General features: G+C 44.5%; 26 protein-coding genes. 8 read left to right on the top strand and 18 right to left on the bottom strand.

Annotation, left to right across the window (positions count from 1 at the left end; genetic code table 11):
• From ACNA7P_RS06360 to ACNA7P_RS06315, 10 genes are all read right to left on the bottom strand, one after another.
• Positions 1–414: F0F1 ATP synthase subunit delta (locus ACNA7P_RS06360; RefSeq protein ID WP_416257783.1), on the bottom strand; the 414-nt coding region annotated here is incomplete at its 3' end.
• A 17-nt stretch (positions 415–431) separates the two neighbouring features.
• Positions 432–902 carry a F0F1 ATP synthase subunit B gene (gene atpF / locus ACNA7P_RS06355; RefSeq protein ID WP_416257782.1) on the bottom strand — a complete coding sequence of 157 codons (471 nt, stop codon included), beginning with the start codon at positions 900–902 and terminating at the stop codon, positions 432–434.
• A gap of 38 nt (positions 903–940) precedes the next feature.
• On the bottom strand, positions 941–1195 hold the full coding sequence (gene atpE / locus ACNA7P_RS06350; protein WP_143235714.1) for a F0F1 ATP synthase subunit C: 255 nt from the start codon (positions 1193–1195) through the stop codon (positions 941–943).
• An 86-nt stretch (positions 1196–1281) separates the two neighbouring features.
• Positions 1282–2130 carry a F0F1 ATP synthase subunit A gene (gene atpB / locus ACNA7P_RS06345; RefSeq protein ID WP_416257781.1) on the bottom strand — a complete coding sequence of 283 codons (849 nt, stop codon included), beginning with the start codon at positions 2128–2130 and terminating at the stop codon, positions 1282–1284.
• 15 nt (positions 2131–2145) lie between these two features.
• Complete coding sequence (locus tag ACNA7P_RS06340; RefSeq protein ID WP_416257780.1) at positions 2146–2559, bottom strand: ATP synthase subunit I; 414 nt, start codon at positions 2557–2559, stop codon at positions 2146–2148.
• Between the two features lie 237 nt (positions 2560–2796).
• Positions 2797–3681 (bottom strand): ParB/RepB/Spo0J family partition protein, encoded by an 885-nt coding sequence (locus ACNA7P_RS06335; RefSeq protein ID WP_416257779.1) that lies wholly within the window; start codon positions 3679–3681, stop codon positions 2797–2799.
• Positions 3682–3683: 2 nt separating this feature from the next.
• Positions 3684–4502 carry a ParA family protein gene (locus ACNA7P_RS06330; protein WP_416257778.1) on the bottom strand — a complete coding sequence of 273 codons (819 nt, stop codon included), beginning with the start codon at positions 4500–4502 and terminating at the stop codon, positions 3684–3686.
• A 22-nt stretch (positions 4503–4524) separates the two neighbouring features.
• Positions 4525–5172, bottom strand: coding sequence for a 16S rRNA (guanine(527)-N(7))-methyltransferase RsmG (rsmG, locus tag ACNA7P_RS06325; RefSeq protein WP_416257777.1), 648 nt, complete (start codon positions 5170–5172; stop codon positions 4525–4527).
• 82 nt (positions 5173–5254) lie between these two features.
• A complete protein-coding gene (gene mnmG / locus ACNA7P_RS06320; RefSeq protein ID WP_416257776.1) occupies positions 5255–7156 on the bottom strand; it encodes a tRNA uridine-5-carboxymethylaminomethyl(34) synthesis enzyme MnmG in 1902 nt (633 codons plus the stop codon).
• Between the two features lie 612 nt (positions 7157–7768).
• Positions 7769–8215, bottom strand: a complete 447-nt coding sequence (locus tag ACNA7P_RS06315) for a flavodoxin domain-containing protein (RefSeq protein WP_416257775.1) — start codon at positions 8213–8215, stop codon at positions 7769–7771.
• 423 nt (positions 8216–8638) lie between these two features.
• Here ACNA7P_RS06315 and ACNA7P_RS06310 point away from each other — a divergent pair, with 423 nt between their 5' ends.
• The 4 genes from ACNA7P_RS06310 to ACNA7P_RS06295 are packed head-to-tail and all read left to right on the top strand — an operon-like array spanning position 8639 to position 11826.
• A complete protein-coding gene (locus ACNA7P_RS06310; RefSeq protein ID WP_416257774.1) occupies positions 8639–10117 on the top strand; it encodes a SulP family inorganic anion transporter in 1479 nt (492 codons plus the stop codon).
• Positions 10118–10133: 16 nt separating this feature from the next.
• On the top strand, positions 10134–10985 hold the full coding sequence (locus ACNA7P_RS06305) for a universal stress protein (protein WP_416257773.1): 852 nt from the start codon (positions 10134–10136) through the stop codon (positions 10983–10985).
• Positions 10986–10998: 13 nt separating this feature from the next.
• Positions 10999–11346 carry a TraR/DksA family transcriptional regulator gene (locus ACNA7P_RS06300; RefSeq protein WP_416257772.1) on the top strand — a complete coding sequence of 116 codons (348 nt, stop codon included), beginning with the start codon at positions 10999–11001 and terminating at the stop codon, positions 11344–11346.
• Positions 11347–11379: 33 nt separating this feature from the next.
• Positions 11380–11826: a hypothetical protein gene (locus ACNA7P_RS06295; RefSeq protein ID WP_416257771.1), complete on the top strand. Its 447-nt coding sequence runs from the start codon at positions 11380–11382 to the stop codon at positions 11824–11826.
• 76 nt (positions 11827–11902) lie between these two features.
• Here ACNA7P_RS06295 and ACNA7P_RS06290 read toward each other — a convergent pair whose 3' ends face one another.
• The 8 genes from ACNA7P_RS06290 to rpmH all read right to left on the bottom strand — a co-directional run bounded on the left by ACNA7P_RS06290 (position 11903) and on the right by rpmH (position 18640).
• A complete protein-coding gene (locus ACNA7P_RS06290) occupies positions 11903–12157 on the bottom strand; it encodes a hypothetical protein (protein WP_416257770.1) in 255 nt (84 codons plus the stop codon).
• A gap of 105 nt (positions 12158–12262) precedes the next feature.
• Positions 12263–13423, bottom strand: a complete 1161-nt coding sequence (locus ACNA7P_RS06285; RefSeq protein ID WP_416257769.1) for a dicarboxylate/amino acid:cation symporter — start codon at positions 13421–13423, stop codon at positions 12263–12265.
• Positions 13424–13573: 150 nt separating this feature from the next.
• Positions 13574–14470, bottom strand: a complete 897-nt coding sequence (locus ACNA7P_RS06280; RefSeq protein WP_416257768.1) for a patatin-like phospholipase family protein — start codon at positions 14468–14470, stop codon at positions 13574–13576.
• A gap of 81 nt (positions 14471–14551) precedes the next feature.
• The gene (gene mnmE / locus ACNA7P_RS06275; RefSeq protein WP_416257767.1) at positions 14552–15985 is read right to left on the bottom strand and encodes a tRNA uridine-5-carboxymethylaminomethyl(34) synthesis GTPase MnmE; all 1434 of its coding nucleotides are present in this window, start codon (positions 15983–15985) and stop codon (positions 14552–14554) included.
• A 199-nt stretch (positions 15986–16184) separates the two neighbouring features.
• The gene (yidC, locus tag ACNA7P_RS06270) at positions 16185–17855 is read right to left on the bottom strand and encodes a membrane protein insertase YidC (protein ID WP_416257766.1); all 1671 of its coding nucleotides are present in this window, start codon (positions 17853–17855) and stop codon (positions 16185–16187) included.
• 2 nt (positions 17856–17857) lie between these two features.
• On the bottom strand, positions 17858–18148 hold the full coding sequence (yidD, locus tag ACNA7P_RS06265; RefSeq protein WP_416257765.1) for a membrane protein insertion efficiency factor YidD: 291 nt from the start codon (positions 18146–18148) through the stop codon (positions 17858–17860).
• On the bottom strand, positions 18103–18474 hold the full coding sequence (gene rnpA / locus ACNA7P_RS06260; RefSeq protein WP_416257764.1) for a ribonuclease P protein component: 372 nt from the start codon (positions 18472–18474) through the stop codon (positions 18103–18105). The genes yidD and rnpA overlap by 46 nt, the downstream gene beginning before the upstream one ends.
• Before the next feature lie 31 nt (positions 18475–18505).
• The gene (rpmH, locus tag ACNA7P_RS06255; protein ID WP_416257763.1) at positions 18506–18640 is read right to left on the bottom strand and encodes a 50S ribosomal protein L34; all 135 of its coding nucleotides are present in this window, start codon (positions 18638–18640) and stop codon (positions 18506–18508) included.
• Positions 18641–18901: 261 nt separating this feature from the next.
• On the opposite strand from rpmH, the gene dnaA reads away from it, so the two are divergent.
• The 4 genes from dnaA to gyrB are packed head-to-tail and all read left to right on the top strand — an operon-like array spanning position 18902 to position 25099.
• Positions 18902–20401, top strand: a complete 1500-nt coding sequence (dnaA, locus tag ACNA7P_RS06250) for a chromosomal replication initiator protein DnaA (protein WP_416257762.1) — start codon at positions 18902–18904, stop codon at positions 20399–20401.
• 40 nt (positions 20402–20441) lie between these two features.
• A complete protein-coding gene (gene dnaN, locus ACNA7P_RS06245; protein ID WP_416257761.1) occupies positions 20442–21542 on the top strand; it encodes a DNA polymerase III subunit beta in 1101 nt (366 codons plus the stop codon).
• A gap of 31 nt (positions 21543–21573) precedes the next feature.
• Positions 21574–22662, top strand: coding sequence for a DNA replication/repair protein RecF (gene recF / locus ACNA7P_RS06240; protein WP_416257760.1), 1089 nt, complete (start codon positions 21574–21576; stop codon positions 22660–22662).
• 13 nt (positions 22663–22675) lie between these two features.
• Positions 22676–25099 carry a DNA topoisomerase (ATP-hydrolyzing) subunit B gene (gene gyrB, locus ACNA7P_RS06235; protein WP_416257759.1) on the top strand — a complete coding sequence of 808 codons (2424 nt, stop codon included), beginning with the start codon at positions 22676–22678 and terminating at the stop codon, positions 25097–25099.
• Positions 25100–25113: the final 14 nt, after the last annotated feature.

Below are 25113 nucleotides of genomic sequence, written 5' to 3'. Positions count from 1 at the left end.
CTTGATTTTGCGTGCGAGACGTTTTTCCAACGTTGCGCTTAAATTAGCCTGTTCAGCATCATTTAGAGCTACCGCAGAAGTAACTTCTACGGTTATCTCTTTTTCGTGCTCCGCTCGTAACTCGGCAAAAAGCCGAACAACTTCAGGAAGCGCCGATAAGCGTTCGTTATCTGCCATAACCTTAATTAGGTTTTGGCCGTTCTCATTGAGCTGTTCACCACAAACTCCAATAAATACATTGGTTACATGTTCACGGCTATTAGCACTTTTCAGAAAAGTGCGGATGTCCTCTTGAGTTGCCACCGCAGCAGCAAACTCCAACATTTCGTGCCAGTTCTGAATCGCACCCTGCTCAACAGCAAAATTAAAAGCTGCTTTAGCATAGGGGCGAGCAACCGTAGTAAATTCGGACATGTGCTCAACCCCCTTGATTACAGTTCAGCGACAAGTTTTTCAACAATGTCGCTTTGCTTCTGTGCGTCTATTTCCCGCTCAAGAATTTTCTCGGCACCGGCAATCGCTAAGATGGCTAGTTGCTTACGAAGTTCTTCACGAACACGATTGCGCTCAGTTTCTACTTCTGTATGACCAGAGGCGATAATCTTCTCACGCTCTGCATGACCACGTTGAGTTTCTTCTTCAACCAATTTAGTTGCCCGTTTCTTGGCTTGGTCGATAATTGCAGCGGCTTCAATTTTTGCCGCATTAAGCTCTTCATTGGCTTGTGCACGAGCTTTCTCAAGGTCTTTTTCTGCGAGATCTGATGCTTCTAAACCGCTAGCAATTTTTTGCTGACGTTCTTCGATAGCATTAATAATCGGTGGCCAAACGTACTTCATACAGAAGAGTACGAAAACCACAAACGCAATTAAAAGACCAACTAGAGTTAAGTTGATATCCACAACGGATCTCCTCTATGTTGGTGACCGTCGATGCTCAATTAACCCAGTAAGCCAACAAATGGGTTTGCAAATACGAAGAATAAAGATACACCAACACCAATCATTGAGATTGCATCGATAAGACCAGCTAAGATGAACATCTTCGTTTGTAATTGAGCAGCCATTTCTGGTTGACGAGCTGTTGCTTCTAGGAATTTACCACCCATGATTGCGAAACCAATCGCTGTACCAAGAGCTGCTAAACCGATGATGATCGCTACGGCTAAGATTGTAAACGAAACTACAGTTTCCATTTTTTTCTCCAGTTTTTCAGATAGTTAAAGTTAAAAGTAAAATCATTAAAAACAGTATTAAATGGGCCTAATCAAAAGCCCTAATTTTAGTGCTTCTCGCTTGCCATACTCAAATACACGATAGTGAGCATCATAAAGATAAACGCTTGCAAAACGATAACCAAAATATGGAACACAGCCCATGCGAAGTGCAACGGTAGCTGCCACAAACCAATCATTGCAATCAAAATAAAGATAAGCTCGCCGGCATACAAGTTACCGAACAAACGTAATGACAATGAAATTGGTTTTGCAATCAAAGTTACTAATTCAAGAACCAAGTTAAATGGTATTAAAGACCAATGGTTAAAAGGATTCAGCGTAAGCTCTTTAATAAAGCCACCTAACCCTTTATGCTTTACAGAGTAGAAAATAATCAGCAAGAATACACCGATAGCGAGCGCTAAAGTGGTGTTCAAATCTGTTGTGGGAGCGGCTTTCATGTAGCTCCATGGGTGGTCCATGGCGCGCTCAAAAATACCGGCATCATCTGGCACAGAGCCTTTTACAGCGCTACTGGCAAATGTTAAACCGAATAACCCGGCCAGCACTGGCACGAAATCAACCGGAATTAATTTCATGGCGTTCATTAAAAATACCCAAACGAAAATAGTTAGCGCTAACGGCGCTATCAATCGGCTTTTCGCATGAAAGGTTTCTTTTACTGATTTATCAACAAACTCAACTAACATTTCAATTGCGCATTGTAGTTTGCCGGGAACACCGGTTGTTGCTTTGCGGCCTACGCGCGCAAACAACCATAAGAAAAACACACCTAGCACTATAGCAATACCTAAAGAATCGATATTGACAGCCATAAAGCCTTCGCCAATTTGTAACGGCGTTAAGTGGTGAGAAATGTACTCAGTTGGAGTCATATTTCCGTTTGCAGCCATGATTAATAACCCAGATTAGTTAGATTTAAAATGTAAAATTGGTGCTAGCCAGTGCGTTAGGGTGATCGCTATAAAAACGGCGAAAAGAGGAAACCAAGGGCCGTTAAGAACAATAAATGCTAATACAAATAAAATTAGCGTAAGCGCCATTTTGGTAGCTTCACCCGCGTAAAAATTATTCACCACTTGTGGTGCTGCGCGAGCGCCTCCATGTCGGAACGCAATTGCCGCAAACGCGATATTGGGTATCAACCCAATAACAGCTCCGGCTATGGCCGTATACAATGCTGCAACGCCTAAAAATACGCCGAACAACACAATCATTAAAGTTGAAATACGTGCCTGCAGCCTAATTAACTTTGTTGCCATATTACGGCCACCATGCAACATTGCGCTATGGTTTGTTGCTTCGTTCCGATCGGCAGCCATTTGGTTTTCCTTGGTGCAAAAAACGTATCCAAAAAGATGCAAAATTAAAGCTGCGCAGATTATAAAGTTTTCGGTTGAAAATGCAACATAAGTGAATTTTTTTCGGGGAAGATACTTTAAAAGATTGTATTGGCATTGTTGGTTGCACTGTTAAATCCAACCCTGATGCATAATATTGAACGCGCAATAACGCGTTCAACAACCGGCTCTATAGTTGATTAGGGTGAGCACTACTGATTATTTAAAATGTTGTAAAATACCATCCAGCTCATCAAGGGAGGTATAGTTGATTACTAACTTGCCTTTACCTTTGCGGTTATGGCTAATAGCTACTTTGGCGCCTAAACGATCGCTAAGCGATGTTTCTAGCTGCTGTACATCTGGATCTGGCGTTTTCGTTTCTGGTGCATGTGGGTTAAGTGCTTTATTTATCAAGCGTTCGGCTTCTCGCACGGTCATCGCTTTTGCCGCTATTACCCGAGCTAACTCACTTTGCATCTCACCTTGCACGCCTAGCAATACTTTAGCGTGGCCAAGTTCGATATCCCCCCGTTCAAGAAGTACTTTTACATCATCATTTAGCTGCATTAAACGCAGTAAATTAGTAACCGTTGTACGCGATTTGCCCACTGCATCGGCAACGCTTTGTTGCGTAAGTTCGAATTCATCCATCAAGCGTTGCAACGCAATGGCTTCTTCCATTGCATTTAAATCTTCCCGTTGAATGTTTTCAATTAAGGCAATCGCAATAGCTGCTTCGTCGCCAACATCTTTAATAATACAAGGAACGGTATCTAGCTGCGCCAACTGAGCCGCGCGCCAACGCCGTTCACCGGCAATAATTTCGTAACTATCTTCCGCCAACGGCCGCACGATAATAGGCTGAATAATGCCTTGGGCTTTTACTGAATTGGCGAGCTCTTCTAGCGCTTCCGGCTCCATGTCTTTGCGTGGTTGGTATTTTCCGGGGCGTAAAAATTCGATAGGAAGCTTCCGCAGTTCACCTTTTTCAAGGTTTTCACTAAGCTGATCAAGCTGGGCTTGATGCCGAGCTGCAGCATTCGCGCTCGTAGTAAGTAAAGCATCAAGGCCCCGCCCTAAACCGCGTTTTTTTGCCGACATAATTATGCTTCCTCTTCGGTGTTCGTTGCGTGTTGTTGTGTTTGCTGCTCTGCGGCAACTTCAGCGCGGCGAATTACTTCGCCGGCCAACGCTAAATAAGCCTTTGAACCAGTTGATGATTTATCATAATACATAATGGGGCTACCAAAGCTTGGCGCTTCTGCTAGGCGAACATTACGCGGAATCACCGTACGGTAAACTTTTGCACCGAAATGCGCTTTTAGTTGCTCGGAAACATCAATGGAAAGGCGTACATTCGAGGCATACATAGTGCGTAACAAGCCTTCGATATAAAGCCCTGGGTTCACCACCGAGGCAAGCTGCTCGATGGTATCAATTAATGCGGTTAACCCTTCTAAGGCATAGTACTCGCACTGCATTGGTACCAACACAGAATCGGCAGCGGCCATAGCGTTTACAGTAAGCAAGTTCAACGAAGGAGGGCAATCGATAAAGATGTAATCGTAATAATCACGAACAGGTTCTAAGGCGCGGCGTAATCGAGTTTCCCGCGCAAATACTTCCATCAACTTAATTTCAGCGGCGGTTAAATCACCGTTCGCGGCAAGCAAATGATAGCCACCGCTCGTTTCCGTTTGAATTACGTTGGCTGCCGGCTTTTCATCTACCAATAAATCGTACACGGTAGCAGGTACGTCATATTTATCAACGCCGCTAGCCATAGTGGCATTGCCTTGTGGATCTAAATCAATAAGCAGCACTTTACGGCGAGTTGCTGCCATGGAGGCCGCTAAATTCACCGCAGTGGTGGTTTTTCCAACACCACCTTTTTGATTGGCAATTGCTATTACTTTAGCCACGAGATTTCCTCAGCAGATTTAATTATTCTTTTTGAATTTCAACCACATGGCGAGCTGCATCGAGCTCTGGCACATGTAACGCATATACCCCTTTAATCGAGTAAGGTAATGCCACTGTGGCTAATTCTTCTTCCGTAGGTTGGCCTTTTAATGCAATAAAACGCCCATCGGCCGAAGGCAAATGATGACACCAGCTCAACATATCTGCAAGTGATGCAAATGCGCGGCTAATTACCGAACTGAACCCTTGGCTCGGTTGGTAATCTTGAACCCGCGCTAACACTGGGGTTACGTTGGTTAATTTAAGCTCATGAACCACTTGCCGAATGAAATTAATGCGTTTACCTAAACTATCGAGTAGCACAAATTGCTTATCAGGATTACAAATTGCCAGTGGTAATCCTGGCAAACCTGGCCCGGTACCTACATCAATAATATGATCGCCGTGTAAATACGGGCTAATCACTAAACTATCGAGAATATGGCGCACTAGCATTTCTTGCGGATCACGCACTGAGGTTAAATTATAGGCTTTGTTCCACTTCTGCAGCATGGCCACCAAAGCAATTAACTGTTGTTCTTGTGCAGAAGTAATTACCAGATCTGTAGCGCCAATTAATTGCTGTAAACGGGCTAATAATTTTGCTTCAGGGAACGGCGCCTTGCTCATTACAGATCTTTCCTATGCTACTGAATGCGAATTAACGAATAATTGGGTGATACATCGCGCAGTATGGCGTTGTTAGGTACTTTTACGCACTTTTGCGCAATAACCCCTGCTTTTTCAGATGCACCAGTAACATAGATACCGCCGCCGGCGTTATTCCCGAAATGCGCATGGCTTGGCCAACGGTATCAGGGCGGTGCTCCGTTAACTTAGCAATTACCTCGTTAGATAACCCAGAAATCGTACTGTAATTAAATTCCGGTGGTAATTTCGTATTTTCATGGCGCAATGTTTTCGCGATTTCTTCTTCTTGGCGCTTAATGTAGCCAGCATATTTAACCTGAATTTCAACTTGCTCAGCGGCCAACGGATCTTGCAAACTTGGGCCTAAGCCTTCTACAGAGGTTAACCCCAGGTAGGTAACTTCAGGCCTACGTAATAATTCTTCCAAGCTCGCTTCTTTGCTAATTGGGGTTTTTAGCATGGGGTTAACCGCGCCAACTGCAGCATGATCTTTATGTAACCAAGTGCTGCGTAAGCGTTGTTTTTCTTGCTCAACAGCTTCTAATTTATCGTTAAACACTTGCCAACGATGATCATTTACTAAGCCTAGTTCACGGCCTTTGGTGGTAAGGCGCATGTCGGCGTTATCTTCGCGCAGCAACAAACGATATTCCGCACGGGAAGTAAACATTCGATATGGTTCTTTGGTACCCAATGTGGCTAAATCATCAATTAATACGCCTGTGTAAGCTTCATCACGGCGCGGACACCAAGAATCTTTACCATCGATAGCTAACGCTGCATTTACGCCCGCCATAAGCCCTTGAGCCGCAGCTTCTTCATAACCTGTAGTGCCATTAATTTGGCCGGCAAAATATAACCCTTGGATATATTTTGTTTCTAACGATTGCTTCAGATCGCGCGGATCAAAGAAATCATATTCTATGGCGTATCCTGGCCGCGTAATATGGGCATTTTCAAAACCACGAATGGAATGCACCAAGGCTAGCTGTACATCAAATGGCAAGCTGGTAGAAATACCATTGGGGTACAATTCATTGGTGTTTAAGCCTTCTGGCTCAACAAAAATTTGGTGCGAACTTTTATCCGCAAAGCGTACAACTTTATCTTCAATTGATGGGCAATACCGTGGGCCAATACCTTCAATTACACCAGAATACATGGGCGAACGATTTAAACCACTTTGAATAATTTCATGGGTTTGCGCGTTGGTATGGGTAATATAACAGCTGATTTGTTCAGGATGATCAGCGCGGCTACCAATGTAAGAGAATACTGGCCGTGGATCATCACCGGGTTGTTCTTGCATTACTGAAAAATCAACGGTTTTTGCATCAATTCGTGGTGGTGTGCCGGTTTTTAATCGATCTACCCGTAATGGTAATTCGCGTAATCGTTGTGCTAAAGCAATTGAGGGAGGATCGCCAGCTCTGCCACCACTGTAATTGCTTAAACCAATATGGATTTGGCCACCTAAAAAAGTACCCGTAGTAAGCACTACCGTAGGTGCATAAAACTTTAAGCCCATTTGTGTTATTACGCCTTCAACTCTTGGGCCTTGGCCTGTTTCAGTAACAATCAAATCATCTGCGGCTTGTTGGAAAATTTGTAGGTTCGGTTGTTGTTCTAAAGTTCGGCGAATAAACGTGCGGTATAACGAGCGATCTGCTTGTGCTCGAGTAGCACGAACAGCTGGGCCTTTTGAACCATTTAAGGTTCTAAATTGAATACCCGCATGATCAGCGGCTTGCCCCATGATGCCACCAAGAGCATCAATTTCTTTTACTAAGTGGCCTTTGCCAATACCACCGATGGCTGGATTACATGACATTTGCCCAAGTGTATCGATGTTATGGGTGATGAGTAGGGTGCGTTTGCCCATGCGAGCAGCTGCAAGCGCTGCTTCAGTGCCTGCGTGTCCTCCACCAATAACGATAACTTGGTATTGCGCGTTTGTTGCCATGTAGCTCGTAACCTCGGATCAAAAAAATAATGTGTGATTTCAATAAGGATCGTGAATGTAGATCGTTGCACGGGTATCTTCATGAATCACAGAGCCAAATAGTGTAGCACTTTTATGGTGATGTAAAAACGCTTTTACATGGTGTTAGTACTGAATTTAAGGGGGATCTTGGCTTTTTCTGAATTGCTGAAATACAGCCTAAACAAGTTTCTAGGAAGCTTGGTTTTGTTTCGATCGGTGGTTGGGGGTGGTTTGGTAATATATAGATCTATATTTCTTTAGATCTTTTTTATTATTCTTATTATTAGCTCGGCCTGAATCTGTGGGTATCTCGTTTTAGCGATTTTAAATCAATAACTTAGAATTAATGATTAGGTGTGCGTAAACAGCGATCTTAAATGCGTATAACCAGTGGGATAAATCGGCACTTATACACAATGGAAGTTATCCCCAGATCTATCCCCGGATCCGATCACAAGAAAGATCATAGCTTATCCCCAGCTTTTAAAAATTTTGTATAAGGATCTGCGTATAGTGTGGATAAGATCCGAATAAGTTTGTAAATCATACGAATATTAGGTGGTAGCAGCGTGGATAAAAAAATCTAGGTGTTTAGGTATAAGTTGCAATCCATTGGTTTAGCCAAGAAATTGCATTGGCTTCAGGATCTAGCTCATTGAACATATCGATCGTTAATGTTGGGGCGATCAACTGCGCATTTAGCTCTAAAATAATTGCTTCAGCATCGATGCCAGCTTTACAAAAAGTATCGTAACTAGAATCCCCAATCGCTACGATAGCAACTTTTACGGCGCTTAAATTGGGCTGAGTTGTGGTAAGTGCTTCCATAAAGCCAATAATGCTTTCAGCATATTCGCCTGCACCATGGGTAGCCATACATAGTAACCAATTGGCAGCGTTATCGGTTGGTACCTCCGCTAGTTCAGGTTGATCATGCAGGGTTGTGGTGTGGCCAAGGTAAGCTAAACGCTCACTCAAAGCATCGGCAAGATATTCGGTGTTGCCAGAGGTTGTGCCTACAAGTATATGGAAATGCATAAATGCCTTCTAAAATTAGATGTTCACGTACAAAAATAACTGTAATGGCTAAAACTCAACAAAAAACCCTAATGAAAGTGCTTGAATACTAACCGATAGGGAATTATCATGCGCTCACATTTTACTCCTGTTCTAGGAGAAAAGGCTCTAAATAGCTGTTTCGCTGTTTTTACATAGTGAATTATCGCTATTGCTCTACAACTTGAGCCTAAACTATCTATTTTGGTAATAAAAATGCTTGGCGGTATCCGAAAAAGAAGCTGAACTTCAGTTTTTAAAAGGATTACAGCCGAGCTAGCTGTTGTGTAAAAAAACGACAACCGCATTATTTCGATCTATTCTGGTGAAGAAACAGATTGAACACAAATGCCGATGGGTAAGGTTGCATCGGCTCTATTCTACATTTGGTATGGGAAAATTAACATGCGTCAAACATGGCAAAAAACTTGGTTTGGAAATATTCGCGGCGATGTACTCGCCGGGCTGGTAGTGGCACTTGCGCTTATTCCAGAGGCCATTGCATTCTCGATTATTGCCGGTGTAGATCCAAAAGTGGGATTGTATGCCTCATTTTGTATTTGTGTGATTATTGCATTTGTAGGTGGCCGCCCAGGGCAGATATCGGCCGCTACCGGTGCAATGGCGCTGCTGATGGTTACGTTGGTGCGTGACCATGGCCTTGAGTATCTACTAGTGGCCACGCTACTTACGGGTGTTATTCAGCTTATTTTTGGTGTGCTAAAACTGGGTAGCTTAATGCGCTTTGTATCGCGTTCGGTAGTTACCGGTTTCGTAAATGCGCTGGCAATACTTATTTTTATGGCACAGTTACCAGAACTAACAGATGTTACGTGGCATGTATATGCGCTTACCGCTGCAGCATTAGGAATTATTTACGGGCTTCCTTATATTACCAAGGCCGTTCCTTCACCGTTGATTGCCATTGTATTGATTACTGGCTTTGTAATGTACACCGGTGTTGATGTGCGTACCGTTGGCGATATGGGCGAATTACCAGATAGCTTGCCAATTTTCCTATGGCCAAATGTGCCGTTGAACTTTGAAACCTTAATGATTGTGTTGCCGTATGCGTTGCCATTGGCGATCGTTGGTTTGTTGGAATCAATGATGACGCAAACCATCGTTGATGATTTAACCGATACAAAATCGGATCGTAACAAAGAGTGCCGCGGCCAAGGTATTGCTAACATCGGTTCAGGTTTAATGGGCGGTATGGCGGGTTGCGCCATGATTGGTCAATCAATCATTAACATTAAATCGGGTGGCCAAGGCCGCCTATCATCTATGGTGGCGGGTGTTGCCTTAATCATAATGGTGGTATTTTTATCTGATTGGGTTTCAGCTATTCCAATGGCTGCCTTGGTAGCGGTAATGATTATGGTGGCAATTGGTACCTTTAGTTGGTCTTCGATTAAAGATATGAAGCAACACCCGATGAGTACCAATGTAGTAATGGTAGCTACTGTAGTGGTGGTAGTTGCAACACATAACCTTGCAATTGGTGTATTTGTAGGTGTATTACTAGCAGCGCTGTTCTTTGCAGCAAAAGTAGGTAACTACATGCATATCGCTTCAGACGTATCAAAAGATGGAAATCATCGCGTGTATACTGTAGTTGGCCAAGTGTTCTTTACGTCTTCGGAAAAGTTTGTGGAATCCTTTGATTTTAACGAAGCGCTTGATAATGTAACCATTGATTTAAATCGTGCGCATTTTTGGGATATCACCGCTGTTGCAGCGCTAGATAAGGTGATCTTAAAGTTCCGCAGAGAAGGTGCTGAAGTAGAGGTAGTAGGTATGAACAAAGCTACGGCTACAGTGGTAGATAAATTTGGCGTTGCGGATAAACCAGATGCCATCGATCGCCTAATGGGCCACTAAGAGAAGGATAGCAATAATGACAACACATACAGTTGCTTGTATTGATGGTTCAGCGTTAAGCGATACCGTATCGGATTATGCAGCATGGTCTGCAAAACGCATGAACACTTCTCTGGTACTACTGAATGTACTCGATGATGTGCGTTCATCAGATGAAACCAATTTTAGTGGCAATATCGGTATGGATGAGCGGCAACGTTTGCTTGCTGAAATTACTGATTTGGAAGAAAAGCGCGCGAAATTAGCCCGCCAACAAGGCCAAGCATTCTTAGAGGCGGCAAAAGAACATGTTGAGCCTTTGCATAAAGAGCCATTATTACGCCAACGCCACGGCGATTTAGTAGATACCCTTGTGGATATCGAAAATGAAATACGCTTGTTGGTGATCGGCCGCCAAGGTAAACGTGGCAATGGTGTGGGTGAAAAAATTGGCCATCAAGTGGAGCGAGTGATTCGTGCTCTGCATCGGCCTACATGGGTTGTTACGGGTAAATTTAAAGAGCCTGAACAGATCATGATTGCCTATGATCATAGTGCTACGGCCAAGAAAGCCGTTGAAATGGTTGCCAATAGCCCTTTATTTAAGGGGATTCCAGTTCATGTAGTAATGATTGCAGCACAAACTCATGATCACCAAGCGCAGCTTGAAAATGCCGAAGCGAAGCTTGTTGAACAGGGGTTTTCGGTAACAACAGCGTTGATTGCCGGAGATGTAGAAGAAGCGTTGTTGCAATATGCAGAAGAGCAGAAAATGGATGCATTAGTAATGGGCGCTTACGGCCATTCGCGTATTCGTGAGTTTTTTGTGGGCAGCCACACCAACAAATTACTCTCGAGCACGAAGATTCCATTACTGTTGCTGCGCTAGCGGAACTGCAGTTTTGGCTGATAATCGTAACTATAAAGAAAAGCTTCTCGCCATGCGCGAGGAGCTTCTTCTGGTTGAAAAATCAGCAGAAGATTCGCAAAAAATAGTGGAGCTTGATCAACAGAGTATAGGCAGGTTATCGCGGATGGACGCGCTGCAGGGCCAGCAAATGGCGCAAGCGAACCATAGGCGCAGAGAACAAACCCTGCGAGCGATACAAGCGGCGTTAGTGCGTATTGAAAAGAACGATTTTGGTTACTGTATTGAGTGTGGCGATGAAATTAATCCTCAGCGCTTAGCGATAGATCCAACAACGGCTATGTGTATTCAATGCATGCAAGATATGGAATCGCGTTGTTAACTTTGCATTAACGCAGTATTAACATGAGGTTTTATGCAAACCTTGCTCGATTTTTCTATTGTTATTTATCAACAGATGCAGCCGTGGTTACCGCTGCTGGCCAGCATTAGCATCCTAATGATGCTCGCTTCCATGATTTTTATTCCTATACTTGTTGTAAAAATGCCTGCAGATTACTTTGTTGCGGATCGGCGCATGCGGCATTGGACCATTGCCCGAGTTATCTTTTATATCCTTCGTAATATCGCCGCATTGGTGTTGTTGGTGGCAGGGTTGATTATGTTGGTATTGCCAGGGCAAGGTTTACTAACCATTATTATTGCGGCGATGGTTTCTGATGTGCCGGGTAAATATCGTTTCGAACGCTTTTTGGTGGGCCAACAGGGTGTTGTGCGGAGTATGAATTGGATACGTAAGCGTTATCAAAAAGAACCGTTACAAGTACCAGGGAAACACGGAAAACCTTATGTTGGTAAGTAATCACTAACTTTTGATTGGAATACTTATCCCACCGGTTGAACTTATTTCGAAACGCCTTGTTAGTGGGTACTCACTATCAGCTATCTACATAACGAGCAAATACGGTTTGCCCGGTTGTATTCACACCATTTACCGACCATGCGCCTGTAATCGGATTCTGCAACACGCGGCCACTTAAGGTAAGCACTTCGCCATTATCAAAGGTAACGCTAATTGCGCACATATGATTGGCTTCCATTTTAAAATCGGGCACTTCAACGCTTATCGGCTTAGGTTCTACGCCCGGTTTGCGGCGTTTGTGCCAACTCAGTTGGCGAATTTCAAAAGGCATACACATATCCTAGATAAGAAAGAGCTGCAAAAATGGTAATATTTATCGTTAAGCTTCACTAAACCACCCGATGTAGCGGTGGTTTAGTGAGCAACATACTAAATGCTAGTTAGCTTCTTTTGCTTCTGGTATCGCTTCATTTACCAATAAGGCAATGGCGCCATCACCGGTTACGTTACATGCCGTACCGAAGCTGTCTTGCGCCATATATAACGCAATCATTAACGCGATAGCGGTTTCGCCAAACCCAAGCATTGAGCCAAGCAATCCTACAGCTGCCATTACTGCGCCGCCAGGAACACCCGGTGCGGCCAACATTACGATACCGAGCATCATAATAAAGGGTAAAATAGTAATAAAGGAAGGCATCGCCAATGAACCATGTAATACCATTACGGCAATGGTACAGCTTACAATGGTAATGGTTGAGCCTGCCAAGTGTGTAGTGGCACATAACGGTACCGTAAAGTTGGCAACATCCTCGTTAACATCATTATTTTTTACACACTGCAACGTTACTGGAATTGTGGCTGCGCTAGACATGGTACCTAAGGCTGTGAAATAAGCGGGCAACATATTTTTAATCAGTTTTATCGGCGAGGCTCCTGCTTTGATGCCTGCAATGATAAACATGCTCACGATGTAAACCCAATGCAACGATATTGATAGCAGTAAGATTACCCCAAAGGTTTTGAGAGTTTCGAAAACGGTTCCGGCAGCGGCCATTTCGGCAAATACACCAGCAATATAAAAGGGCAGTAGTGGAATAATTACTTTTACTAACAACACTTCAATAATATCGCGGCCCTGATCAGAGGCTTTCTTCAAGGTACTAGAACCTGTAGCCGCAATTCCTAAGCCAAAAATAAAAGCCAATGTAAGCGCGGTCATTACCCCAAATACGGGTGGAATATCTAGTTGAATAAAAGGTTCGAGCACTACGCCGGTAATGCCGGCAACATCGGTATTCTCACCGGCCAAGAACGGCACAACCAGAGTTGCGGCGAAAAACGCAACAATACCAGCTAAAATTGTGGATAAGTAGGCAATACCAAGGGTTCTTCCCAGAAGTTTTCCAGAATTCTGCGGTAAACTAGCGATGCCGCTGGTGATAAAAAACAGAATTAGTAGTGGAATGGTGAAGAAGAGCAGTTGCCCAAACATTACTTTAAAGGTAAGCAGTAATTGTGTAACCCAATGCGGAGCATAAAGCCCGATAAAGCTACCAATTACGATACCGGCGATGAGTTTAAAGATGAGGCCCATAATCTATTCTCATTGTTGTTTTAGTGGTGCGCCGAAGCGCTAGTTGGTTTTATTCGTTCTACTTTAACGCGAGGGGCAGCATAGCACAAAGGTAAACATCAACAGGTAAGCGTTGCGTTATTTTGTTACGCCACACCGTTGGGCATTCGTTTAACGTTGTTGGTGCTTCACTAAAGTTTCGGAAATATAGCGCAAACCTACGTTTATGCCCTGATTATAACCCATATTTAATGCATCCAAATCGGTGGTAAAGCGCGATACGGGGAAGTTTTGTGGCGGTGCAATAATGTTAATTCGTACGCCACTGGGTGGGCTGGCAATAAAATCTAGTGCACGGTTGTATTGATCAGTGCGCAGCGTTACTGCTTTAAATAATTCAGGGTGTTCGGCGAATAAAGGCTTTAATAGATTAGGAAAACGCGCGGGCTTTTTCTTAAAACCCAACGGCTGAGAGAGTAATACCGTAATTTCCCGCGCACCTTGTTCGTAGGCGCGAATTACCGGAATGGAATCGGTTAAGCCACCATCGGTCATGGGTTCATCATTGATTGCCGGAAACTCTCGGAACACCACAGGCATCGCGCATGAGGCCGGAAATAGTTCATTCATATTGCTTTCATTTACTAAAAAATAGCAGGGCTTGCCGGTAACAATGCTGGTGGTTACCACCGTAAGTGGAATGTTGCGTTGAAAATAACTTTCTAAGTTGATGGGAATATCGCGCAACGATGTGTGCCACAGCCAACTTACATCGGCAAAATGGCCGCCCTTGAGGTACCGGCGAATATTCATAAAATCTTCCCGGCAAGCATAATCGGTAATCACCCGATAGCTGCGTTTGTGCGCGCCAGAAAGATAGCCAATCGCATTTGTAGAGCCAGCGGAAACACCAATTGCGGCGTTAAAAGGAAAGAAATCATCCTCGATAAATGCATCAAGCACCCCTGCTGCGAAAATCCCACGCATGGCGCCACCCTCTATTACTAGGGTGTGTTGCTGCGGATTTTCTGAGTTGTTTGAAGCTTTGGAAAGTTCATTCCCTGCCATACTGCACTCTACTTAGTTTTACTGTTATTACTTAAGGTTTAGCAAACTTTTTGGTTTAGATACATTAAGGTATGGAAAAATCTACTTCCCAATACAAAAACTACCAAAAATCTTACCTAATAAATCATCGCTGGTGAATTCCCCAGTAATTTCACTCAGGTGATGCTGAACTAGGCGTAATTCTTCGGCTAGTAGCTCGCCGGCTTGGAATACTTCCAGCTGCTCTTGGCCAGAAAGCAAGTGTATTTTAGCGCGGGCTATGGCATCGAGGTGGCGGCGGCGAGCCATGAAGCCGCCTTCCATACTCTCGTTGAAGCCCATGCATTGTTTTAAATGCTGGCGCAAAAATTCAATGCCATCGCCGCTTGATGCCGATAGCGATACCACCGGAATGCCTTGATGCTCGCTGAATCCAGGTGTTTCATGGCTTAAATCAATTTTGTTACGAATAACACTGAAGGGCATGTGCTCCGGTAAGCGAGCAAAGAACTCCGGCCAAATATCATCTGGGTGCAGAGCGTTGGTTTCGGTGCTATCCACCATGAATAACACCCGATCGGCTTGCTCTATTTCTGCCCACGCACGGGCAATACCAATTTGTTCTACTTTATCTGGGCTTTCGCGTAAACCTGCGGTATCAATAATGTGTAGTGGCATACCATCAATTTGAATATGTTCGCGTAGCACATCTCGGGTGGTGCCAGCAATATCGGTAACAATGGCGGATTCGCGGCCGGCCAAGGCGTTTAGCAAACTGGATTTACCCGCATTTGGGCGGCCAGCAATAACCACGCGCATACCTTCGCGCATTAACGAGCCTTGTTTGGCTTGTTGTTCAACCGCGGCGAGCGAATGGATAATTTCCTGTAAATCACTGGCTACTTTTCCATCGCTAAGGAAATCCACTTCTTCATCAGGAAAATCGATGGCTGCTTCTACATAAATGCGTAAATGAATTACTGCATCAACGAGCTGATCGATTTTATGGGAAAATTCCCCTTGTAGGCTTTGTAGCGCCATCCGTGCCGCTTGCTCAGAAGTAGTGTCAATAAGATCAGCAATCGCTTCGGCTTGGGCTAAATCGAGCTTATCGTTCATGAACGCGCGTTCACTGAACTCACCAGGGCGGGCTAAGCGTGCTTGCTGGGTGGCTAAAATGGCCTTGATGAGCATATCTATCACTACTGGGCCACCATGGCCTTGCAGCTCAAGGATATCTTCACCAGTGAATGAATTCGGCCCTTGGAAGTACAGGGCAATCCCTTGATCGAGAAGATTACCTTCGCCATCGCGAAACTCGGTGTAATCAGCGTAACGAGGCTTCGGGCAGTAGCCAATAATGGTTTGTGCAATGGCTTTGGTGGCTGGCCCACTCACCCGCACAATACCTACACCACCTTTGCCGGGCGGGGTGGCTTGGGCAACAATAGTATCGTTGCTATTGGCAAGAGAACTGTTTGCGGAAGAGCTGTTAGCAACATTACTGCCAGTGAAATCGTTAGCCGAATCGGTCATGGAATCCTCAAACAAATAAATACGCAATGAATCTGTACATGATAGAGCAAAAAGCGCTCTAAATCAGGAGCTAGCAGCGAATAAACTTCCGGCTTCCGGCGCGTAACATAAGCGGCAGAACGGCAACACGAACTCGATAAAAAAAGCCACCATGGCGATAAACGCAGCATAGTGGCTTTTAGGTTTTAAGAGCGCTTATTTAGCGCGCTTTCACCTTACTTTTATTACTATCTTGTTTATCGATTTGCCGGTAAATCCAGGTCATTTGCGTAATCGAAATCAAGTTACTCACCAACCAGTACAATACCAAGCCTGCTGGGAAGAACAGGAAGAATACCGTGAAGATGACCGGCATAAACTGCAGAATCTTCGCTTGCATTGGGTCTGTTACAGGCGTTGGTTGTAAGCGTTGCATTAACCACATACTTGCACCCATCAATAATGGCAATACGAAGTAAGGGTCGCGGCTGGATAGATCGTTAATCCATAGTATGAAATCGGCATGGCGAATTTCTGGGCTTTCCAATAGAACCCAGTATAGTGCTAAGAAGATCGGTAACTGTAGAAGCATGGGTAAACAGCCGCCGAGCGGGTTTACTTTCTCTTCTTTGTACATTTTCATCATTGCAGCCGACATTTTTTGCCGATCATCACCGAACTTCTCTTTCATTTCTTTCATTTTCGGTGCGATTTTACGCATTTTCGCCATAGAAACGTATTGCGCTTTAGTAAGCGGATACAACAGCGATTTAATAATGATGGTTACCAGGATAATGGCCAAACCCCAGTTAATAACAATGCTTTGTAGCAATGAAAGTAACCAATATATTGGCTGCGCTAACCACCACAAGAAACCATAATCAACGGTAAGGTTTAGATGTTCAGCAAGTTCTTTCAAGCGGGCTTGGTTTTTCGGGCCCATATACAACGCACTACGCAATTCAAGCGATTCGCCTGGAGCGATAGTATGTGCTGGGCCAATGAAGCCCACCATGCCTTCGCCAACCGCGTTACTGTTGGTATAAATACGGTTGGTTACGTCTTGATCAGGTACCCATGCAGTAACAAAGTAATGCTCGAGCATAGCTACCCAGCCCGCTGGTGTGTTAATGCTTAGTGCACGGTCTTGAATGTTCTTGAAGCTATACTTTTTATAGCGTTGGCTTTCTGAAGAATAGGCTGCACCGCGGTAAGTAGGCATAAACATGCTATCGCGGCCACCATCAATCATGGTTTGTTTTAATTGGCCATACATGTTCATGGTTTTTGCACGATCGCTGTTATTCACTACTAGATATTCAACGTTAATCGCGTAATCGCCGCGGGTGAATAAGTAGGTTTTGGTGATTTCAGTGCCATCTGCCTGTGTGTAAGTAAGCGGAATACGCAGGGTATCGCCGTTTATTTCATAACGCCGCTGCGGTACAGAATAAACTGGCCGGCTATCTGCGCTATCCACCCCATCTGGGCCAATCAGGCCGCTTTGGGCAATATGAAGGTTGCCAGGGCGTTGGTACAAGATGGTGTAACGTGCCTCTTCGCCAAGGCGATCGGCATGTTGTAGCAATTCGGCTTTAATTAAATCACCGCCGCGTAAGCTAATTTCTACGCGCAAAACATCAGTTTCCACGATAACGGTATCGCCGGTAACTGCTGTAGTTTCAGCAGCAGGAACAGAACCATCATTACCAGCAACTGGAATATCTCCAGTTACTTCTGGAACATCAGCGTTTGGAGCAGGCTCGGTTACTTGTGGTGCGCTGGTAGGATCGATGCCTGGGGTATTGCCACCTTTTAGTTGCCATTGTTGGAACATAAAAAATGATAGAACCAATAAGGCAATAACCAGAATTGTACGTTGCGAATCCATAGTTACTTATTCTCTCGTTGCGTTTCTTGGTGTTCCGTATCGCATTGCGAACCGGGAACCGGATCAAAACCACCGGGATTTCCCGGATGACACTTGCTAATTCGTTTTATGGCGAGCCAGCTGCCTTTCAACACTCCGTACTGCTTTAACGCAATAATAGTGTACTCAGAGCAGGTTGGATAAAAACGGCAACGTGGCCCTAACAGCGGGCTAATGGCCAACTGGTAGAACCGAATCATTGCAATCATTATTCCGCGGAATATTGCTTGCAGCGTTTGCTTAATTTTCGCCATAAATAATCCAACAGATCGCTGAGGGCATCATTGTCTAATTTCGTTACCCCAGGCTTGGCGATAACGATGATATCAAAGCCGGGCAATTTATGCTGCTTTAAACGAAAGGTTTCACGAATGATTCTTTTAATGCGATTACGATCGACGGCGCGCTTAGCAACTTTTTTGCTAATAGTAACGCCCACGCGAGGGTAATCCCGCTCATTTGGCTTAGCAAGGAAAGTGAATTCGTTACTTACAGCTTTAACTGGGGGATTATTGAAGACGTTTTGGAAATCTGCGGGAGTTAACAGACGTAACTCCCGAGGGTATGCATACCTACTCACTCAGCAACCTGAGCTAATCGAACGGAATCGATTAAGCACTTAGGCGCTTGCGTCCTTTTGCACGACGACGAGCAATAACCTGACGGCCGTTCTTGGTTGCCATACGTGCACGGAAGCCATGAGTACGCTTGCGTTTTAATACACTTGGTTGAAATGTTCTTTTCATAGCTGTTCTTCCGTAGCTGATCTGAGTTCAAAATTGAGCGCGGATTCTACCCAGAAAAAGGATCGCTGTCAAATAATTTCGCTAAAAAAAGGCTGTGGATAACTTTGAGTTTTAGGCGCCAAAATGCTAGCGTACACCTAGTATTTTACGTAGAATGAAGGGCTCGGTTTTCGTTAGGCGCATAGAACCAATTAGGAATGATCAAAGCCGAGATCAATTAATGGTTTAGAACAATAATTACAGGAGTAGGTGGGGTGATCCGTGAGTAATTCACTGTGGCATGATTGTGCAACGCGTTTACAAAACGAATTGCCAACTCAACAGTTCAACACTTGGATTCGCCCGTTGCAGGCTGATTTTGAGCGCAATACGCTATTCTTGTACGCCCCCAATACCTACGTAATGGAATGGGTAAAAGATAAATACCTCAAACAAATTATTACCTTCTTGCGCAGTTCCGGCGGCGAAACAGTGCCAAATGTGGAGCTGCGTGTAGGCGGTTCGCGGCAGCCGCGTAATGCGGGTGACACCAAGAATTCTGCAGGTAATGATGATTCGGTGGTAAATGGTTCGGCTAATCATACCTCTGCTAAACAAGGTTCGGGGCAAGGCTCGGGTGGCCAACGCCACAGTGAAGGTGCGCTGAATACAGCAAACAATGGTATTGCAACGAGTAATGCCCAGCCAAACTACACACCACAAATTCAAACTAACCCGATGGATCGGCCGATATCGCTGCAACACAGTAATTTGCAGCCCACCTATACCTTCGATAACTTCGTAGAAGGCCGCTCGAACCAATTGGCTCGTGCAGCGGCGGTACAGGTTTCCGAAAATCCAGGCAAAGCATACAACCCGCTGTTTATTTATGGCGGTACCGGTTTAGGTAAAACTCATTTATTGCATTCAATTGGCAACGGTATTCTTGCGAATAAACCTGATGCAAAAGTATTTTATTTGCGTGCAGAGCGTTTTGTGCAAGATATGGTGTATGCCATGAAGCATAACAAAATCGATAGCTTTAAAGAAAGCTATCGTAGCGTAGATGCATTGTTAATCGATGATGTGCAGTTCTTTGCGAAAAAAGACCATTTCCAAGATGAATTTTTCCACACCTTTAATTGGCTTCTTGAGGGAAATCAGCAAGTTATATTAACAAGTGATGTGTACCCGAAAGAAATTGAAGGGGTGGATGAACGTTTGAAATCGCGCTTTGGTTGGGGTTTAACAGTAGCCATTGAACCACCAGAGTTACCTACGCGAGTGGCCATTTTAGAGCGCAAAGCGGAAGAGCGGAAAACGAAGCTGCCGCACGAAGTTGCATTCTTTATTGCCAAACGGCTGCGTTCAAATGTTCGTGAGCTTGAGGGTGCCCTGAATCGGGTTATCGCCAATGTAACCTTAACAGGTCGCGATATAACCATTGATTTCGTAAAGGAAGCATTGCGCGATTTAATTGCAGCGCAAGAGCGTTTAGTTACCATTGATAATATTCAGCGCACCGTTGCCGAGTATTACAATATTAAAGTATCGGATTTAACATCGAAGCGCCGAACTCGCTCTGTAGCGCGGCCGCGGCAAGTAGCGATGGCATTAGCAAAAGAGCTTACCAGCCATAGCTTGCCGGAAATAGGCGATGCCTTTGGTGGCCGTGATCATACAACGGTTTTGCACGCTTGCCGAAAAGTAAAAGAGCTAATAGAGTCTGATCATGAGATTCAGGAAGATTATCGCAATCTGAATCGAACCTTGTCGGTTTAATGTTGCTGTTAACGAAATAATAATAAGGGGAGTTATCCGCATGAAATTCACTATTACCCGTGATGCTCTATTAAAGCCACTGCAAGTGGTAAGTGGAGCTGTGGAACGTCGCAACACGTTACCGATTTTAAGCAATGTGTTGATTCAGGTAACGGAAAGCCAGATGCGCATGACAGGTACCGATTTAGAAGTAGAGTTGGTATCACAAATTGATTTGGAAGGCGCAACACCAGGTGAAGTAACGGTGCCAGCGAAGAAGTTGCTAGATATCGTTCGCTCGTTGCCAGAAGGTGTGGATGTAAGTTTTACCGCAAGTGATGACAAAGTGATTGTTCGAGCTTCTCGCAGCCGGTTTACCTTAAGCAGCTTACCTGCTTCGGACTTCCCGAATATTGATGAATGGGAAAGCGAAATTCAAATTCAAATGGTCCAAGGCGATTTGAAAGATTTAATGGAAAAAACGCACTTTTCGATGGCGAACCAAGATGTACGCTATTACTTAAACGGCATGCTGTTTGAAGTAAATGATGATGTGTTACGAACCGTGGCTACTGATGGCCATCGTTTGGCATTATCAGCGGTATCGCTGGAGCAAAGCGCACTGCCGCATAAGCAAGTAATTGTGCCGCGCAAAGGGGTATCGGAATTGTTGCGTTTACTCGGCGACGACGACGCGATCATTTCCTTATCTTTAGGGCAAAACCACGTGCGTGTAACAGCGGGTAATATGATTTTCACGAGCAAGTTACTTGATGGTCGTTTCCCTGATTATCGCCGCGTATTGCCACAAGGTGGTGATCGTATTGTAGTTGCGGATCGTGATTTACTGCGCCAATCCTGTGTGCGGGCGTCTATTTTATCAAATGAAAAATTCCGCGGTGTGCGCATGGCGCTTTCGCCAAATGAAGTAATTCTTACAGCCAACAACCCTGAGCAAGAGCAGGCGGAAGAGCGTTTAGAAGTTGAATATTCAGGCGAATCGTTTGAAATTGGCTTTAACGTAACTTACTTACTGGATGTATTGAATGCGATTCAAGGCGAACAAGTAAAACTTACGTTAAGTGACCCTAATAGCAGTACCATTGTGGAAGATAATAGCGATGATGGTGCGCTTTACGTTGTGATGCCAATGCGTTTATAACTTCGGGTTATTAGCGCATTGCGAAGGTTGTATGCAGATAACAAAGCTGGCTATCGAGCACTTTCGAAACATAAAGAGTGCAGTGCTGCTTCCAGCGCCACAAATTAATATCATTAGTGGTGAAAATGGCAGTGGTAAAACAAGTGTTTTAGAAGCCATTTATAGCTTGGGATTTGGGCGTTCTTTTCGCACTCACCAATCTAGGCAAGTAGTTCAAGATGAGTACGATTCATTTACATTGTTTGCGCAAGTAGTTGCACCACAGAATGAAAACGCAGTGAAAGTAGGTTTTCGCCGGCAGCGAAACGGTGAAACCGAGATTCGCATTAACGGTGAGAATGAGCGTAAGTTTAGTGCGCTAGCCCGTTTGGTGCCGGTGCAACTCATCACTCCCGAAGGTGTGGCGTTAATCACGGAGGGGCCAAAGCAACGGCGACAGTTCATGGATTGGGGCTTGTTCCACGTGGAACCAAGCTACTATGAACACTGGTTAACATTTTCGCGGCTGCTGAAGCAGCGCAACTCGCTATTAAAGCAAAAGTTGTATGATAGCCAAGCGGGCGCTCTTTGGGATAAGCAGTTAGCCACCGCAGGTGAACAAGTTACCGATGCTCGACGCAAGTATTTATTAGGATTGAACGAACAGTTAAACGTTTATTGCCAGCAGTTTTTACCGCAATATCAGTTTGAGTTTCGTTTACTTAAAGGTTGGGCCGAGGATATTTCCTTTGCTGAGGCTCTAGCAGATAAATTAGAGCTAGATCGGCGCCAAGGATTTACTAGCGTTGGCCCAACTAAGGCTGAATGGCAAATTCGCGCTGATGGTATTGATGCTCGCGAACGGCTATCAAGAGGCCAGTTGAAACTATTGGTTGCTGCTTTGAGGTTAGTGCAAAGCGCAGATTATAACTCGCATCGGGGTCAGCCCTGTGTCATCTTGGTAGATGATTTACCGGCAGAGCTTGATAGCGAGAACCAACAAAAGCTCTGTGATGCGTTAGTACAGAGTGGAAGTCAGGTGTTTGTTACGGCGATACATCAAAAAGAATTAAGAAGCCGGTTTAGTAACACCGAAATCCGATTGTTCCACGTGGAACACGGAACAATCAAAAATGATTAAACAGGAATAATTTATGTCTGCTAGTACTAGTAATTACGATCAGTCGAATATTAAAGTTTTAAAAGGCTTAGATGCGGTACGAAAGCGTCCGGGAATGTATATCGGTGATACCGATGATGGTACAGGCCTGCACCACATGGTATTCGAGGTGGTGGATAACTCCATCGATGAAGCGCTAGCAGGGCACTGCAACGAGATTTATGTAACCATGCATACCGATGGTTCGGTTTCTGTGCGTGATGATGGCCGTGGTATTCCTGTGGATATGCACGAAGATGAAGGCGTTTCAGCTGCTCAGGTAATCATGACCGTTCTTCATGCCGGCGGTAAGTTTGATGATAACTCATATAAAGTTTCTGGTGGTTTGCACGGTGTGGGTGTTTCAGTTGTAAACGCACTTTCTGAAAAGCTGCAACTTACTATTCAGCGCACAGGCAAAGTTTGGAAACAAACCTACACTCACGGTAATCCAGATTCCGATATCGTAGCTGTTGCAGATACTGATAAAACCGGTACCGAGATTCGTTTTTGGCCAAGCCACGAAACCTTTACGCAAACCGAGTTTCACTATGATATTTTAGCTAAACGTGTTCGAGAATTATCATTTTTGAATTCGGGTGTTTCTATTCACCTAATTGATGAAAGCTCTGGCCGTAAAGATCACTTCAAATATGATGGTGGTATTGCCGCTTTCGTAAGTTACTTGAATGATAAAAAACTACCGATTCACCCGAAAGTATTTCAGTTTTCCATCGAACGCGAAGATGGCATTTCAGTAGAAGTAGGGTTGCAGTGGAATGATTCATTCCAAGAGCATATCTATTGCTTCACCAATACCATTCCACAGCGTGATGGTGGAACGCACATGGCGGGTTTCCGTGCTGCACTTACGCGTACATTGAATACGTACATGGAGCAAGAAGGCTACACCAAAAAAGCAAAAACCAGCGCTACCGGTGATGATGCCCGTGAAGGTTTAACTGCGGTAATCTCAGTTAAAGTTCCAGACCCGAAGTTTTCTTCGCAAACCAAAGATAAATTGGTTTCCTCTGAAGTAAAAACAGCGGTTGAGCAAGCCATGAATGAACACCTTTCGAACTATCTGTTGGAAAACCCAACCGATGCGAAAGTAATTGTGCAGAAAATTATTGATGCGGCGCGTGCTCGTGAAGCTGCGCGTAAAGCACGTGACATGACCCGCCGCAAAGGCGCTCTAGATTTGGCTGGTTTGCCAGGGAAACTAGCGGATTGTCAGGAAAAGGATCCGGCACTTTCAGAACTCTACATTGTGGAGGGTGATTCTGCGGGTGGCTCTGCCAAACAGGGGCGCAACCGTAAAAACCAAGCTATTTTGCCGTTAAAAGGTAAGATTCTTAACGTTGAAAAAGCACGTTTCGATAAAATGCTTTCTTCACAAGAAGTAGCAACCCTTATTACCGCCATGGGTTGTGGTATTGGCCGTGATGAATATAATCCAGATAAAACTCGTTACCACCGCATTATTATCATGACGGATGCCGACGTGGATGGTTCTCACATCCGTACGCTACTCCTCACTTTCTTCTATCGGCAAATGCCGGAGTTGATAGAGCGTGGCTACATTTATATTGCGCAACCGCCGCTTTATAAAGTGAAGAAGGGCAAACAAGAGAGCTACATAAAAGATGATCCAGGCTTGATTCAGTACCTTACTACTTTGGCGCTAGATCGGGCATCGTTACACGTTAACGCAGATGCCCCTGGTATTACCGGCCTTGCGCTAGAGAAGATGGTGCGGGATTACCAATTCGCCATGGATACCATTAAGCGTTTAAGCCGTGTGTTGCCAAAGCATATGTTATCGCGCTTGGTTTATGCGGAACGTTTAACGGCTGAAAACCTTAAAGATGAGCACTACGTAAATAATTGGGCTACTGCCTTTACCACTAACTTGATGGAATCAGAGAAAGATTCTGCAAGCTATGAAGTGTTCGTAAATAAAGATGATGAGCGTGATGTGTTTTTGCCAACCATACGTATGCGTCGCCATGGTGTACACACCGATTATCCACTTACATATGAATTCTTAGTATCTCGCGATTACGATCGTTTGGCCTCTGTTGGTAATGATATTAACGGCCTTATTGAAGAGGGTGGTTATGTACAACGTGGCGAGAAAGTGCAAGAAGTTGATGATTTTGTTGAAGCCATTGAGTGGTTAATCAACGAATCTAAACGTGGTTTATATGTGCAGCGCTACAAAGGGTTGGGTGAAATGAACCCAGGGCAGCTTTGGGAAACCACGATGGATCCTGAATCTCGCCGTATGCTGCAAGTGAAAATTGAAGATGCGATTGGCGCAGACCAATTATTTACTACCCTAATGGGTGATGATGTTGAACCGCGCCGTGCGTTCATTGAAAGTAATGCACTGAAGGTTGCTAACTTAGACGTGTAAACTTTTTCGATTAT

The organism is Aliidiomarina sp., assembly GCF_047920995.1.
Taxonomy (GTDB): Bacteria; Pseudomonadota; Gammaproteobacteria; order Enterobacterales; family Alteromonadaceae; genus Aliidiomarina.
The sequence above is the reverse complement of the archived record's forward strand: the minus strand, read 5'-3'. Positions and strand labels throughout refer to the sequence as shown.

Coding starts and splice junctions, on each gene's coding strand:
- ACNA7P_RS06310 (WP_416257774.1), top strand. CDS start 8,639: ATGCGTCAAACATGGCAAAAAACTTGGTTTGGAAATATTCGCGGCGAT.
- ACNA7P_RS06295 (WP_416257771.1), top strand. CDS start 11,380: ATGCAAACCTTGCTCGATTTTTCTATTGTTATTTATCAACAGATGCAG.
- dnaN (WP_416257761.1), top strand. CDS start 20,442: ATGAAATTCACTATTACCCGTGATGCTCTATTAAAGCCACTGCAAGTG.
- ACNA7P_RS06290 (WP_416257770.1), bottom strand. CDS start 12,157: ATGCCTTTTGAAATTCGCCAACTGAGTTGGCACAAACGCCGCAAACCG.
- rpmH (WP_416257763.1), bottom strand. CDS start 18,640: ATGAAAAGAACATTTCAACCAAGTGTATTAAAACGCAAGCGTACTCAT.
- ACNA7P_RS06335 (WP_416257779.1), bottom strand. CDS start 3,681: ATGTCGGCAAAAAAACGCGGTTTAGGGCGGGGCCTTGATGCTTTACTT.
- mnmG (WP_416257776.1), bottom strand. CDS start 7,156: ATGGCAACAAACGCGCAATACCAAGTTATCGTTATTGGTGGAGGACAC.
- ACNA7P_RS06315 (WP_416257775.1), bottom strand. CDS start 8,215: ATGCATTTCCATATACTTGTAGGCACAACCTCTGGCAACACCGAATAT.
- atpE (WP_143235714.1), bottom strand. CDS start 1,195: ATGGAAACTGTAGTTTCGTTTACAATCTTAGCCGTAGCGATCATCATC.
- ACNA7P_RS06340 (WP_416257780.1), bottom strand. CDS start 2,559: ATGGCTGCCGATCGGAACGAAGCAACAAACCATAGCGCAATGTTGCAT.
- gyrB (WP_416257759.1), top strand. CDS start 22,676: ATGTCTGCTAGTACTAGTAATTACGATCAGTCGAATATTAAAGTTTTA.
- rsmG (WP_416257777.1), bottom strand. CDS start 5,172: ATGAGCAAGGCGCCGTTCCCTGAAGCAAAATTATTAGCCCGTTTACAG.
- ACNA7P_RS06285 (WP_416257769.1), bottom strand. CDS start 13,423: ATGGGCCTCATCTTTAAACTCATCGCCGGTATCGTAATTGGTAGCTTT.
- atpB (WP_416257781.1), bottom strand. CDS start 2,130: ATGGCTGCAAACGGAAATATGACTCCAACTGAGTACATTTCTCACCAC.
- ACNA7P_RS06305 (WP_416257773.1), top strand. CDS start 10,134: ATGACAACACATACAGTTGCTTGTATTGATGGTTCAGCGTTAAGCGAT.
- mnmE (WP_416257767.1), bottom strand. CDS start 15,985: ATGACCGATTCGGCTAACGATTTCACTGGCAGTAATGTTGCTAACAGC.
- yidD (WP_416257765.1), bottom strand. CDS start 18,148: ATGGCGAAAATTAAGCAAACGCTGCAAGCAATATTCCGCGGAATAATG.
- ACNA7P_RS06280 (WP_416257768.1), bottom strand. CDS start 14,470: ATGGCAGGGAATGAACTTTCCAAAGCTTCAAACAACTCAGAAAATCCG.
- yidC (WP_416257766.1), bottom strand. CDS start 17,855: ATGGATTCGCAACGTACAATTCTGGTTATTGCCTTATTGGTTCTATCA.
- recF (WP_416257760.1), top strand. CDS start 21,574: ATGCAGATAACAAAGCTGGCTATCGAGCACTTTCGAAACATAAAGAGT.